We start from the raw sequence: 14288 nt of genomic DNA on the forward strand, positions 1-14288 counted from the left end.
GATGAAGGGAATAGATTAATTAGACGTAATATTCAGATTGGTATCTTTTTGAGGGTTTTTGCGTAGGTATCGTATCTCGCCCAATTGCCATAAAAGTAAAATAGGAATACCGATAATAAGATCACGTGCGCGACGTAATATAGACAATACGAAAGACAGAGAAGGGTCAACCCCAAATATCGTTCCAATGATAACATAGGCTCCTTCTTGTATGCCAACACTGGCAGGCACTAAAAATCCAATAGAAATAACAACACAAACCAAAGCTTCGATGGTAATGGCTTCGAGTAAAGTAATATCTGCCCCAATGAAATGATAACACATCCATGTTCCAATACCACTGCCGACCCATCCGATAAAATGGATAGTACAACTATAGATTATCCTTTTGGGATGTGCCCAGATTTGATCTAGGGCTTCTTGCAAGGAATCTGCACTAGAAACGATTTTGCCACTCCATTGTTGGGCAATATTAGAGCTCAACCCGTTCACAATTTTGCGGAAGAAAAGATTCCCTTGTCTTTGCGTCCAAATAAAAGGGATTAATCCAAAAATCAGTAAGAGAACTCCAAAAATAATAAACCATTTGAGATTGATTTGAACACCCAATAGATGAATATCTTGTAATTGTGTATGATATCCTCCGACTAACAGAATTGTGATGCCTGTAATGATAAACACAACCTGTCCCAATGTTTCTGTTGTAATATCAACGATATTGGAACTTATCCCTTGTGCGGCAGATAGGTTAGGGGGGTTTTTAAGATAACGATACCCTTTGAAACATACCGCACGCACCCCCAGCACAATCCCGCCAATTTGCGAAAAAGGAAGGCAAGTTGCAGCGGCTTCTCTAAGGTTTCTTGCCCAAAAAAGCCTGCCGACCCCTAATTCTGGGCAAATGCAATGCCAAGCCCAGCTTAGCACGACAATAATCAATAGTTGCCATATACATAAAATAAGTAATCTGTCTAATCCAATAGAAAAAACAGATTTTAAGATACTATCTGCGCCTATCCAAGCCGCACCAGCAATAATGAGGCTGAGCCCCAAAAAAAATAAAATAATCGAATTTTTTTTCAAAGTAGACCGTGTATCTTGTTATATAGAGTAGTTATTATTTCGTTTAATGGAATACATAGTAATTATAGATGAAATCGATTACAATATTCTTTAACATAATATTCAATAACAGATTCAACGTTATATGTGAAATTTTTATATTTTTTGATCGGGGGTTTTATGGTTACCTCAACTTTCGTTACTGGGGTTACAGGATTTGTCGGTTCAGCTGTTGCAAGGAAATTGGTTCAAAAAGGTCATCACTTAAAATTATTGACTCGTCCCAATAGCAACAAAGCCAACTTGCAAGGGCTGGATGCAGAAATTGTTGAGGGGGATTTATTAAACCCAGAGGCTTTTGAAGAATCCTTGAAAGGGTGTAAATATCTTTTTCATGTCGCTGCGGATTATCGTTTATGGGTACCTGACCCTGCACAAATGATGAAAATTAATGTGGAGGGAACACGCCGATTACTATTGGCTGCTCAACGAGCGGGGGTAGAAAAAATTGTTTATTGTTCCTCCGTCGCAGCGTTGGGGTTGGTAGGTGATGGCAGCATTGCAGACGAAACAACGCCGGTTCATAAGATTATTGGGATTTATAAACAATCAAAATATGAAGCGGAACAAGCCGTTTTAAAGCTGATAAAGGAAAATCAATTACCTGCGGTAATTGTGAATCCTTCGACGCCTATTGGTCCAAGAGATATTAAACCAACCCCAACAGGACAAATGATTCTAGATTGCGCCAGAGGGAAAATGCCAGCTTATGTCGATACAGGGTTGAATATTGTTCATGTAGATGATGTCGCTGAGGGGCATTTACTGGCTTTGGAAAAAGGCGTGATTGGTGAGAAATATATCCTTGGAGGAGAAAATATGTCTCTACGTGAATTTTTCGACATGACTTCTAGGATTGCGAATGTCAGACCTCCGCTAGTACGTTTAAATCAAAAGGTTATTTGGCCAGTCGCTATTGTGTCCGAGTGGATGGCTAATCGATTTAATATACAACCACGTGTTACACGTGAAATGTTATTAATGTCCTATAAAAAAATGTTTTTTTCTTCTGCAAAAGCTGAAAAAGAACTTGGATATTATCATCGCCCTGCACATGAAGCCATTAAAGATGCTATTGAATGGTTTCATCAGCAAGGATATGTGCGTTAATAATTTTTTAATCAGTAATTAAAGAGTAATGAGGGAAATAGAATTCGTTTGAAGATATATCCGATTAATGAGTGATGAATTAGAGAATTGATAATGATGATAGTTGCACTATGTTCTTTGGCTTTGTGGATTTTGCTGTTTTTATTTCATGGACGTTTTTGGCAGAGAGGACCAATCTTATATGCTTGTACTCAATCAACTGTGGATGCTGGAAAAGAATGGCCCGATGTTTTTGTTGTGATTCCTGCACGTGATGAAGCAGAGACAATAGAGCGTGTAACACACTCTTTATTACAGCAAGATTATTTAGGGCGATATAAAGTTCTAGTCGTTGATGATGCCAGCACCGATCGCACAGGCGATATTGTTCGGACATATCAAAAGAATTTATCGCCTTCTATTCAAAATCGTTTAGAAATTATTGAAACGTCTTTACGTCCAGCAGGGTGGAGCGGTAAATTATGGGCATTATCAACAGGCGTAGACTATATTAAACAGCATAATTCTGTTAAAGATGCGTTTTTCTTTTTTACGGATGCGGATATTGAGCATAATTCCACACATTTGACAAGTTTGGTCAATAAGGCTCTGATAGATCAATTGGATCAAGCTTCTGAAATGGTTCAGTTAAGATGTGAAAATATGTACGAGAAAATTTTTATCCCTGCATTCGTTTATTTCTTTTGCATGTTATATCCTTTCTCACAAGTAAATAAAAAAAGTTCCTCAGTGGCAGCAGGGGCAGGGGGAACTGTTTTATTACGCAGTGGCATGTTGGAGAAAATAGGTGGTATTGCTGCACTCAAATCAGCGTTAATCGATGATGTGACTTTGGCAAGTTTAGTTAAACAAAATGGCGGTCATATTTATCTTGGTCATAGTAGTCTTGCCCGTTCTTTGCGACCTTACGAGGTGCTAAGCGATATTTGGAATATGATTACCAGAACAGCTTATGTACAATTACGCTATTCGATACTACTTCTATTATTAACGATTCTGTTAATGTCTTTGATGTGGTTCGTACCATTTATACAAATCGTAACAGCGCGTGGGGTCACACAACAGATAGCGATTGCCTCATATTGTATTTCTATTGGTTCTTTTATTCCGACTTTATCGAGATTTCGCCTGTCCTTTTTATGGATTTTTGCGTTACCATTGATTGCTTTATTTTATTTATTAGCAACAATCGGATCAGCGATTAATTATTATCGTGGCAAAGGAATGACGTGGAAAGGCAGGGCTTATACAGCACCAGCGATTGGCAAGGATAAAAAAGAGTTGCATATTGAGTTGCCAGATATGGTAAGCTCTGACAAAATTCAACAAACCAAGACGCAGAGTGATAATTAATGATATCTTCTCAATCCAGTAAATCACATTTATATAATTCTTCAATTTGGGGAGAGGAGGACGTTTCTTCTGGTAAAGCAGCCAAAGATGAAAATTTCCCCGTAGGTTCTTTGTTGATTAGCCGTGAACTTAGACCCCATGTTCAAGCCTATTATGATTTTGCAAGGGTGATTGATGATATTGCTGATTCTGAAATGTTGAGCGCAGAGGAAAAGATCAATCGCTTAAACGGGATGGAAGCGGTTTTATGCAAAGATGTTCCCGCTCCAGATCGCTCGGATGTTTGGACGGCACGGCGTTTGCATAATAGTTTTATTGAAACTGGTGTGTCTTTTGATACGGCAACTGATTTGCTCATCGCTTTTCGTCAGGACGCAGTAAAAACACGCTATAAATCATTAGAGGAACTAATTCAGTATTGCCGTTACTCTGCCAATCCTGTTGGGCATTTTTTGTTGAATTTACACAAAGAAGGTCCAGATACGATCCCTGCCTCTGATGCGTTATGCACTTCATTGCAAATTTTAAATCATCTGCAAGATTGTAAAACAGATTTAATTAAATTGGGGCGTTGTTATATTCCGTTGGATTTGATGCAAAAGCATAACGTGGTAGTTGAAGATCTGTTGGCGGATACAACCAGTTTCTCATTACGAACGATATTTAATAGTTTGTTGGATTATATTGACGCATTAAATAAAGAGGCAGAGGATTTGCCACGTTTAACACGTAATCGACGGTTACGTTTAGAGGCCGCGGTCATTGTTTATTTGGCTAAATTTTTAGCTCAACGGTTAAGAAACGAGGATCCTTTGGCTGGGCGTGTGAAGCTCAGCAAAAAGGACGTTTTATATTCTACTTTGAAATCTTTTCGTCATTTTATGTAAAAATATGTGATATGTCTGATCGCACTCATCTGTATCTAATTAGAAAAAAAAGATATATAGTTGAAGGTTGTATATTTAATTGTAACTTGGTATTTGTGACATCTGTTAATATTTGTCATGCAAAAGAAAGGTTCGATCAGACATTATGCGTAAGCCGTTAGCTGAAGCTGCACAAACAATGGGGTGCAGCGAACTTGATTTGACTTATGTAGAAAATATTGTTTGCAAATCAAAGACCTCTTTTGCTGCGGGTATGCAGGTTTTATCACCAGAGCGTCGTTATGGGATGTATGCACTTTACAGTTTTTGCCGTATCGTTGACGACATTGCAGATGAAGAAGGCGATATTGCAACAAAGCATCGTTTATTACAAGAATGGCGCGATAAAATGCCTCGCCTGTATGATGGGCATGCAGAAGATGCGGTTGAAAGAGTATTACTCGCAACCATCCAACGGTTTAGCCTTAAGCAACAAGACTTTATTGATATTATTGATGGTATGGAAATGGATGTTGAACATCCAATTGTTGCACCAGATGAAAAGACATTGGATCTTTATTGTGATCGTGTTGCCTCTGCTGTAGGTCGCTTAGCCGTTTGTATTTTTGGCGATAGCTCGAATTCAGCCCAAGAAGTTGCGTATCATTTGGGTAGGGCGTTGCAATTAACAAATATTTTACGTGATATTGAAGAAGATGCTGGACGTGGGCGTCTATATTTACCCAAAGAACTATTGGAGCGTTTTCGCCTGCCATTAGATCCCAAAGGATGTATTCATCATCCCAATATAGATCAAGTTTGTAATATTTTGGCATATAGAGCTTCGGATCATTTTAAATTGGCACGTCGATTTACAGCACAATGCAGTCAAAAATCGTTGCGTCCTGCAACGATTATGGCGATTACCTATGGGTATGTGTTGTGTAAGCAAAGAAAGTTAGGGTGGAAGCAGCCTTTCCAAAGAGCTTCTTTATCAATGCTTGAAAAAATTACGGTAACTGGCATCGGGTTGCTGATGGGCTTTATTGGATCGAAGAGATAGATATTTTAGGATGGCAAAAAAACATATTCATATTATTGGTGGTGGGTTAGCGGGTCTATCTGCTGCTGTTTCTTTATCTCAAAGATCTGATGCGCAAGTCATTCTGTATGAAAGCAGCCCATCCTTGGGAGGGCGAGCACGTTCTTTTTACGATGCGCATTTGGATCGAACGATCGATAATGGTAATCATTTGATCTTGTCAGGAAATGATGCTGTTTTTAAATATTTGCGTATGATTGATGCAACCAACAGTTTGATTGGATCAGGATATCCGTTATTTCCCTTTGTTGATTTGGAAATTGGCAAACGCTGGGATTTGTTATTATCAAAAGGGCGTTTTCCGTGGTGGTTATTTTTTGCCAGTCACCGTGTTCCTGATTTTAAATTTCCAGAATTATTGGCTTTATGGAAGCTATTAAAAGCTGATACACAGCAAACCGTTGCGGATTGTTTGGTTAATGGACAGTTCGCACGTCGATTGTTAAAACCTTTTGCGGTTTCAGCGTTAAATACGTCTTGTGATATAGGCAGTGCTTTGTTACTGGGTTCTGTTATGCGACAATCGTTGATGAAAGGTGGCAAGGCTTGCATTCCATATTTTCCTAAAGTGGGGCTTTCTGAAACATTTGTGCAACCCGCAGTATCTTTGATTAATTTACAAGGCGGTAAAATCCATACAAAATCTCGTCTTTCGGAGCTGCATGTCGAAGAGGGTAAAATTGATTATTTGATTATGAATAATGATAAAATAGAGGTTAGACCTGAAGATACGGTTATTTTGGCGCTAAGTGCGCATGTTGCGGAACAAATCTTGGGGACTGTTTGTCCAAAGGTAAAAGTTCCTAATCAGTTTGAAAGTATATTAAACCTGCATTATGCGGTTGATCTGAATTTGCGCGTTAAAGGGAGTATAGGCAAAGCGAAATTTGCGGGTGTTATTGGCGGTATTAGCGAATGGATTTTTGTAAAACCAGGCGTGATTTCTATTACAGTAAGTGCAGCCAATCGTTTTATGGGGTGTCAGTCTGAAAATTTAGCATCTTTAATCTGGCAAGAGGTTAAGGATGTTCTCTCTCCTGTGTTGGAAACTCCTTTACCCCAAGAAATTCCTCATTATCGCCTTTTATGGGAAAAACGTGCTAGTTTTGTTGCGACAGTAGAGCAAAATCATCGTCGTCCATCCTGTTATACGCCATATCAGAATTTATTCTTGGCTGGAGATTGGGTGGCAACAGGGTTGCCAGCAACGATTGAGGGGGCTATTCGTTCTGGATTTGGTGCTGCGGAAGTGATTTTTTCTTCTCAGCCTCTTTAAGGAACGATATTATTATCAAAGAGGATAAGGATTTATCCCAAAATACTTTGTGTTGTATAAATAAAAAGGAAATATTTGATTATGCTTGACCATGTTGACTCTTTGGAAAACACGATAAAGGACGAAGCATTAGATCATGCTATTTTACAAGCACAAAATATATTGGCAAATCGTCAGAATAAAGATGGACATTGGGTTTTTGAGTTAGAAGCCGATGCAACGATCCCTGCTGAATATGTATTGTTGGAACATTTTCTTGATCGTATTGATACAAAGTTAGAAGAAAAAATAGGGGTATATTTACGCCGTATTCAAGGCGATCATGGGGGATGGCCTCTTTATTATGGTGGGAATTTTAATATTTCGGCCTCTGTTAAGGCATATTTCGCGTTAAAAGCCATTGGGGATGATATTGATGCCCCTCATATGAAGCGTGCAAGAACAGCGATTTTAGCACATGGTGGTGCCGAAGTATCTAATGTGTTTACACGTACACAACTTGCTCTATTTGGTGAAGTGCCTTGGCATGCGACCCCAGCAATGCCTGTTGAATTAATGTTAATGCCAAAATGGGTGTTATTCTCAGTTTGGAACATGTCTTATTGGTCCAGAACTGTTATTGCACCGCTGGTTTTATTAGTTTCTTTAAAGGGCATAGCGGTTAACCGTCATAATATTCACGTTCAAGAATTATTCGTAACACCGCCTGAACAAATCAAAGATTGGATCAAAGGACCATTTCGCTCTCAGTGGGGATATTTATTTAAATATCTTGATAAAATTATTCGTCCGGCTGAGAAATTATTTCCTCGTTTTTTACGCAAACATGCACAAAAGAAAACAGTAGAATTTATTGAAAAACGCTTAAATGGCGAGGATGGATTGGGTGCAATTTATCCAGCAATGGCGAATACAGTGATGGCGTTTCGTTGTATGGGGATGCGCGATGACGATCCTAGAGCAGCAGTTGCTTGGGAATCAGTAAAAAAATTGATGATTGTTAAAGGTGAAGAGGCTTATTGCCAACCTTGTGTATCTCCTATTTGGGATACAGCATTAACAGGGCATGCACTGTTTGAGACAGCCTCTGGCATTCGTGCTGCGGATCGTGAAGAAACGATTAAAAGGCTTGCACAAGCAACAGATTGGTTAAAAGAACGTCAAATTCTGGACGTTAAAGGGGATTGGGCAATTAATTGTCCTGATGTGGCTCCTGGTGGTTGGGCGTTCCAATATCGTAATGACTATTACCCTGATGTTGATGATACTGCTGTGGTGGGGATGTTGCTTCATCGACAAGGCAACCCTGAACATCAAGAATCTATTGAACGCGCGCGCCAATGGATTATTGGAATGCAAAGTTCTAATGGAGGTTGGGGAGCTTTTGATATTGATAATAATAAAATGCTCTTAAATCATATTCCGTTTTCCGATCATGGGGCTTTGCTTGATCCACCAACAGTTGATGTGGCGGCGCGATGTATTTCTTTTCTTGCACAATTAGGGCATCCAGAAGATAAACCTGTTATTGATCGTGGTATTCAATATTTGCGCGATGAGCAAGAAAAATTTGGTGCATGGTTTGGACGTTGGGGAACCAATTATATTTATGGAACATGGTCTGCATTATGTGCGTTTAATGCAGTGGGTATTTCGGAAGATGATCCTGCGGTTAAAAAAGCAGTTGATTGGTTGCTTTGTGTTCAACGTCCTGATGGTGGTTGGGGCGAGAGTGAAGAATCCTACGAGGGTGCAACACCAGGTCAGTATCATACCAGTTTGCCTTCTCAAACGGCGTGGGCATTGTTGGGATTAATGGCTGCAAAGCAACATCATCATCCAGCCGTGCAAAAAGGTATTCAGTGGTTAATGGAAAATCAAGAAGTTGATGGTCAATGGAATGAAGATCCTTATAATGCTGTTGGCTTTCCAAGAGTTTTTTATTTGCGTTATCATGGATATCGTCAGTTTTTCCCACTATTTGCGTTGTCACGTTATCGGAACCTGCAATCTAGCAACACAGGTAAAGTAGAGGTAGGATTTTAAATGCAACAACGTATCGGTGTTTTGGTTGGGATGCAATCAGAGGCGAAATTGGCTCGCCATTTGTATCCTGCGGCTATTGAAGCAAGTGGAGCAACAAAAGAAGGTGCAAAATTAGCTTTAAATCGCTTGGTAGTAGCAAATGTAACTTCGATTGTTTCTTTTGGTTTTGCCGCAGGGTTAGATCCATTAATCAAGGCCGGTACTATTTTGCTGCCGAATGTTATCCATGTAAATGGTAAGGACTATGTCTCCGATCCTATGTTACGTGTGAAACTTGGTGCTGAAAAGTCTCGGATTAAAGTCGGTGCTTTGTTACATAGCGATGAAATCATTACTGCATCGGTTGAAAAGCAGGAACTTTTTCAAAGGACTGGGTGCGTAGCCCTTGACATGGAAAGTGGTATCGTTGCGCAATATTGTGCAGATCATCAAATCCCTTTTGCTGTTTTAAGAGTCGTTTGTGACTCTGCGGCAAGGGATTTGCCCCCTCTTGCTTGTATGGCTTTGTCACATGATGGTAATTTGAATAGGCTTCAAATGATGAAGAGTTTATTATTAAATCCAGGGCAAATTGCGGGGTTAATTAAACTAGGAGTGGATGCTGGCATTGCCTATTCACAGTTAAATAGTTTTGTTCATCATAAAAATATGTTTGAAAATATTTAATGTATATTATTTTAGGAAATATTCACAATCTACGATGAAATATGTTTATAGATTGTGAATATTTTTTAGGACAATAATTCGTTTAATCGTTCCAAAGTGGTTGGTACATCTTTAATGACTTCGAATAAACTCAGGATGCCAGCATCGGCAAATCCTTGATCGACAATGGCTCTGAGTTGGTGACAGACGGGCTCTGCCCAGTTTTCAATATTAATGATGATAATGGGTTTGTTGTGCAGATGTAGTTGTTTCCACGTTAGTATTTCAAAAAATTCATCAAAAGTTCCTATGCCACCTGGCAAGCATAAAAAGGCATCTGCTTCGTTATATAGAATTTCTTTTCTACTGTGCATATCTTGGGTGATAATGAGGTCTTTAACGCGGGAATGTTCGCCTTCTTTTTTTTGTAAAAATTTAGGGATAATTCCTTTTACGGCACCGTTTAAGTCAATGACACTATTGGAAACCGCCCCCATAATACCGACATTTCCCCCTCCAAAGATAAGGCGATAATTATTTTGAATTAATCCCACCCCTAGATCTTTTCCTGCTTGTTCATAAGCAGGATTATTTCCTAGATGAGAGCCACAAAAAACAGTGACAGAATGTGTATATGTAGACATTAATTTAACTTTTTATAATATTGTTTTCATCAGAAGCCATAACATTACGATATTTTGATTGATAGTGCAAAATATAGGTTAATATTGCCCCAGCACAGGTAAAGATAGCAGCGCTCAGGAATAACCAGTAATAGCCCCAATGAAATAAAATAAACCCTAATAAAGGTCCAGCGATAAATAAAGCAATATCAAGGAATAGACCAAAGCCAGCCAAAGCCGACCCTCGATTTTCTGCACCAACAGTGGCAATCGCAATAACACCTAGTGCAGGGAAAATTAATGAAAAGCCACAGCCAGTCAGCGCAGCACCAATATAGGTGCCAATAATCGAATGATTAAATGCGATGAAACATAATCCTATGGTTTCGATGCTCAGAGAAACAATGGAGACAATATATCCACCATATTTATGAATAGAGTTTTTAAAGATAAAGCGAATCAAAACAAAGCATATTCCAAAAAGACTAATCACATAACCAGAGCCACTCCACCCATTAAATACAAAATACAACGCCATAAAAGCTTGTATGCTTCCAAACCCCACGGTTGCCAGACCAAGACTAGAACCCGTTGGTAGGACACGCATAAAGACTGTGGTAAAAGGAAGCGGTGGGTTTGTTGATGGGGTTGGAGCAATATTGGGATAAGTCGTTGCAAGTGCAGCTCCTATGCCAGCAAGAACGATTGTAACGACAGCAATCGTTGTTAATCCACCAAAATGACCAGGAAGATTTAAAAGAAAAATCCCTAATGGTGCGCCAATAGCCATTCCCCCGTAAGAGGTAACCCCATTCCAAGAAATAACTTGGGTTGCATTTTCAATACCAGCACGGCTAATATTCCAAAGATTAGTTCCCGTAGAAGCCCAGCTTTCAGAAGCCCCTATACATAAACGACCAAGGATAATAATAAGCAATGTGACGATTGGCAGGCTGGTAAATAAGGTAGAAATAAGTGTAAATACACCCCCAATTGCGCTGATTGTTAATCCAATAATTACAGAATTTTTTGCGCCTTTGGTATCAATCCACCTGCCTGCGCTTGGTCGTGTTAGAAATGTACCAATATAAGCAACAGAAACAGCCATTCCTGCAATAACAGAGTTATATTTAAGAGATTGATGCACAAATACGGATATTGCCGTAAAGAACATTCCTACGTTAATGTAACAAATCAGGTTGAAAATAACAACAGCAAGGATTTTTAATGTAATTGGACTGGGTTTAAGGTTATTGATAGGCATTATATGAGAGTACAGTGCTTTGTTTAAAAAATCCCGTCTATGATAAAGATAGATTTTTTAATTTTTTGGAAAATGATTGTAATCATAAAATGGTTATATGGAGAAAGAAAGGAAATATTTTTGCACACAATTTTAGGATCAGTTGATCGAACGCTACCTCAATCACTAGAAAAATTATTCGCGTTATTGAAAATTCCTAGTATTTCAGCCCACCCCGGTTGCGCGAATGAGTGTCGTAATGCAGCCAATTGGTTGAAAGAATATCTAGAGTCTTTTAACTTTGTCACACGCATTTGTGAAACAGAAGGGCATCCAATAGTCTTGGCACAAGAGCTTTCGGCAACAAATGCTCCACATATTTTATTTTATGGTCATTATGATGTTCAGCCCGTTGATCCGATTGAGTTGTGGGAAAATCCCCCTTTTGAACCGTGCATTCTTAAAGATGCTTTGGGTCATGATGTGATTCATGGTCGTGGGTCTTCTGATGATAAAGGACAAATTCTAACATTTTTAGAGGCATGTCGTGCAATTTACACGGAAACTGGTGAATTGCCCGTTCGTATTACAGTCATATTGGAAGGTGAAGAAGAAAGCGGCGGTGAACATTTACCGGCATTTTTAGCCGAACAAAAACACCATTTAACCCCTGATATGGCGTTTATTTGCGATACAGATATGGCAACACCAGATGTACCTGCAATTACAGCAATGGTGCGAGGATTGGTGGGGGAAGAAGTAACGATATATGCTGCCAATAGAGATTTACATTCTGGTATTTATGGAAATGCGGCAAGGAATCCTATTCAAGTTTTATCTGAAATTATCATTGCGTTAAGAGACGATCAAGGTCGAGTAAGCATTCCAGAATTCTATGAAGGCGTTCCTGAAATTCCTGTGGAAATAAGAGAAAAATGGCAAGAAATTGGTAAAACGGATGAAACGCTTTTATCTCCTATTGGATTGAAACAAGCTGCGGGTGAAAATGCGTTTAATGCTATAGAACAAACGTGGTGCAGACCCTCGTGTGAAATTAATGGGATTAGTGGTGGTTATCAAGAGGCAGGTTTTAAAACAGTCATTCCCGCAAAAGCGTCAGCAAAAATCTCTTTTAGATTAGTGGGTCAGCAAGACCCTTTGAAGATTAGAAAGAATTTCCGTGAGTTTGTATCTACTCTGATTCCTCAAGATTGCCGAGTTGAGTTTAAGTCTCATGGAGCTTCTAGGGCAGGAATGGTGTCGTTAGAAGGGGCTGTTTTGGAAAAGGTTTGTCAGGCTTTGCAAGATGAGTGGAATTGTGAAACAGCGATTGTTGGCAGTGGGGGTGCTATTCCCGTCGTCAATGATTTACAAAGAGAATTCGGTATAGAATCATTTCTGGTCGGTTTTGCAAATGCCGATGATTGCATTCATTCCCCCAATGAAAAATACAATTTACGTTCTTTTCACAAGGGGATACGGTCTTGGGTACGTATTTTATATGCGTTACAATCAGTAAAATTATGAGAATACTTCCATTAAAGGAGGTAAATATTTTTCAAGTTTAACCCGTAACGGCATTAAATATGTATTGCTATTGGTTTGTTTAATTAATTGCAAAGCACGTTTGGCAAACGCGATATTGGCTTCTAATGTTGGTTCAAAATGATGAGGGAAAATAACATGATTGGTGACTTCCCAATATGATTTGGATTTTGGACCAACAACAGGGGATAATCCCCAAAAAACATTTTTATCATGTAACCAATCCATGCAAAGTTCTAGCATTTTTTCATCAAATATTGGCTGGGTGAAAAATCCTGAGGCTCCCGCAGCTTCTTTGGATTGGATATGTTCTAACTCTTCCTTAGGAGAGCGTCGATAAGGGTCAAATGCTGCATATAACGTAAGGTGCGGCAGCTCTTTTTGATAGCGACGTAAAATTGTTTCTGTGGTATTGGGATAAGTGACTTTATGAAGGTCTGCTGGTGGATCGCCTTGGATAACCAGTATTTCCTTGAGGTTTGTCTGATTATATCCTGGTAAAGGGGCATTAGGATCAATATCGATCGCCCTAATATGAGGGATTGTGTTGGGATATAAAGGATAAGTGATATCAAATGCTTCCCAACTTCGTAAAGGGAAACGCATAAGGTCAGGAATATTAATGGTGTTTGTGATAGGAAAATATTCTTTGATATGGCTCATATCGAGCGTCAAGCTGTCTTTATCCCGCGGGATAAGTTCAATTGAGATGCGTGTCATTTTTTATCCTTTATTGTTTGAGATATAGTATAAAGGTTTGGTAATGACTGCAAGTCATCGTCACATAGTTTATGTTCAATTTTATAACGATAAAAATTAACTATAGTAGGTTATCTTATGGTTGCTCCGTATCTTCAATGTATGATGATGGTCTCATCTTTTCACCATTTGCCACCCAATGTGCTGCCATCAATACAGCGTGTTGAAGGTGGTGCGCCTGGTGCTGTTTCAAACAATAAAAACGGAACACAAGATTTGGGGGTGATGCAAATCAATACACGGTGGATAGAGCCATTACGACGTACCACAGGTGAAGCTGGAGAGATCGTTTATAAAAGATTAAAAGAGGATAGTTGCTATAATATTGCTGTGGCTGGTGCCATTATGAAGCTGTATTTAAAAGAAACAAACGGAGATTTGATGCAAGCAATTGGTAATTATCACTCACACACACCTTCTTTGAATAATCAATATCAGTTAAAAATTGTTAATGCGTCTTACAAAACCAATGTTTCGGATATTTCTTTGGGAAAGCATTTGTCACCTTACCAAAGACGCTTATTAAAAGCTAGGTCAAAACCGAATAGGTATCATCATCGTAAAAAATATCAACGATCATGATACCTATTCAAAGCAA

Annotated in this window: 13 protein-coding genes; 9 read left to right on the plus strand and 4 right to left on the minus strand. The window is 39.0% G+C overall.

Annotated features, from left to right (window positions below):
• Nucleotides 1-15 precede the first annotated feature (15 nt).
• Nucleotides 16-1083: a lysylphosphatidylglycerol synthase domain-containing protein gene (locus QJV33_RS06495; RefSeq protein ID WP_281462559.1), complete on the minus strand. Its 1068-nt coding sequence runs from the start codon at nt 1081-1083 to the stop codon at nt 16-18.
• A 159-nt stretch (nt 1084-1242) separates the two neighbouring features.
• Between QJV33_RS06495 and hpnA the strand changes: the two genes are divergently transcribed.
• The 7 genes from hpnA (at nt 1243) to QJV33_RS06530 (ending at nt 9541) form a co-directional block, all read left to right on the plus strand.
• A complete protein-coding gene (hpnA, locus tag QJV33_RS06500; RefSeq protein ID WP_281462560.1) occupies nt 1243-2232 on the plus strand; it encodes a hopanoid-associated sugar epimerase in 990 nt (329 codons plus the stop codon).
• Nucleotides 2233-2319: 87 nt separating this feature from the next.
• Nucleotides 2320-3585, plus strand: coding sequence for a glycosyltransferase (locus tag QJV33_RS06505; RefSeq protein ID WP_281462561.1), 1266 nt, complete (start codon nt 2320-2322; stop codon nt 3583-3585).
• Nucleotides 3585-4472: a squalene synthase HpnC gene (hpnC, locus tag QJV33_RS06510; protein WP_281462562.1), complete on the plus strand. Its 888-nt coding sequence runs from the start codon at nt 3585-3587 to the stop codon at nt 4470-4472. Before QJV33_RS06505 ends, hpnC begins: the two co-directional genes overlap by 1 nt.
• Nucleotides 4473-4617: 145 nt before the next feature.
• Nucleotides 4618-5514, plus strand: coding sequence for a presqualene diphosphate synthase HpnD (hpnD, locus tag QJV33_RS06515; protein WP_281462563.1), 897 nt, complete (start codon nt 4618-4620; stop codon nt 5512-5514).
• A 10-nt stretch (nt 5515-5524) separates the two neighbouring features.
• A complete protein-coding gene (gene hpnE / locus QJV33_RS06520) occupies nt 5525-6829 on the plus strand; it encodes a hydroxysqualene dehydroxylase HpnE (protein ID WP_281462564.1) in 1305 nt (434 codons plus the stop codon).
• Nucleotides 6830-6910: 81 nt separating this feature from the next.
• Nucleotides 6911-8875: a squalene--hopene cyclase gene (gene shc, locus QJV33_RS06525; RefSeq protein WP_281462565.1), complete on the plus strand. Its 1965-nt coding sequence runs from the start codon at nt 6911-6913 to the stop codon at nt 8873-8875.
• Nucleotides 8876-9541 carry a phosphorylase family protein gene (locus QJV33_RS06530; RefSeq protein WP_281462566.1) on the plus strand — a complete coding sequence of 222 codons (666 nt, stop codon included), beginning with the start codon at nt 8876-8878 and terminating at the stop codon, nt 9539-9541.
• A gap of 65 nt (nt 9542-9606) precedes the next feature.
• On the opposite strand, the gene QJV33_RS06535 is transcribed toward QJV33_RS06530, so the two are convergent.
• Both QJV33_RS06535 and QJV33_RS06540 read right to left on the minus strand, forming a co-directional pair.
• Entirely contained in the window at nt 9607-10164 is a 558-nt protein-coding gene (locus tag QJV33_RS06535) for an LOG family protein (RefSeq protein WP_281462567.1), read from the minus strand.
• A 4-nt stretch (nt 10165-10168) separates the two neighbouring features.
• Nucleotides 10169-11407, minus strand: a complete 1239-nt coding sequence (locus tag QJV33_RS06540; protein ID WP_281462568.1) for an MFS transporter — start codon at nt 11405-11407, stop codon at nt 10169-10171.
• Between the two features lie 114 nt (nt 11408-11521).
• Here QJV33_RS06540 and QJV33_RS06545 point away from each other — a divergent pair, with 114 nt between their 5' ends.
• Entirely contained in the window at nt 11522-12913 is a 1392-nt protein-coding gene (locus tag QJV33_RS06545) for a M20/M25/M40 family metallo-hydrolase (RefSeq protein ID WP_408869670.1), read from the plus strand.
• On the opposite strand, the gene QJV33_RS06550 is transcribed toward QJV33_RS06545, so the two are convergent.
• A complete protein-coding gene (locus QJV33_RS06550; RefSeq protein ID WP_281462570.1) occupies nt 12908-13651 on the minus strand; it encodes a methylenetetrahydrofolate reductase in 744 nt (247 codons plus the stop codon). The two genes, QJV33_RS06545 and QJV33_RS06550, sit on opposite strands and share 6 nt — an antisense overlap.
• A gap of 117 nt (nt 13652-13768) precedes the next feature.
• Here QJV33_RS06550 and QJV33_RS06555 point away from each other — a divergent pair, with 117 nt between their 5' ends.
• Entirely contained in the window at nt 13769-14272 is a 504-nt protein-coding gene (locus QJV33_RS06555) for a lytic transglycosylase domain-containing protein (protein ID WP_281462571.1), read from the plus strand.
• The last annotated feature ends 16 nt before the right edge of the window (nt 14273-14288 follow it).

This window comes from Commensalibacter nepenthis (assembly GCF_029953305.1).
Classification (GTDB): Bacteria; Pseudomonadota; Alphaproteobacteria; order Acetobacterales; family Acetobacteraceae; genus Commensalibacter; species Commensalibacter nepenthis.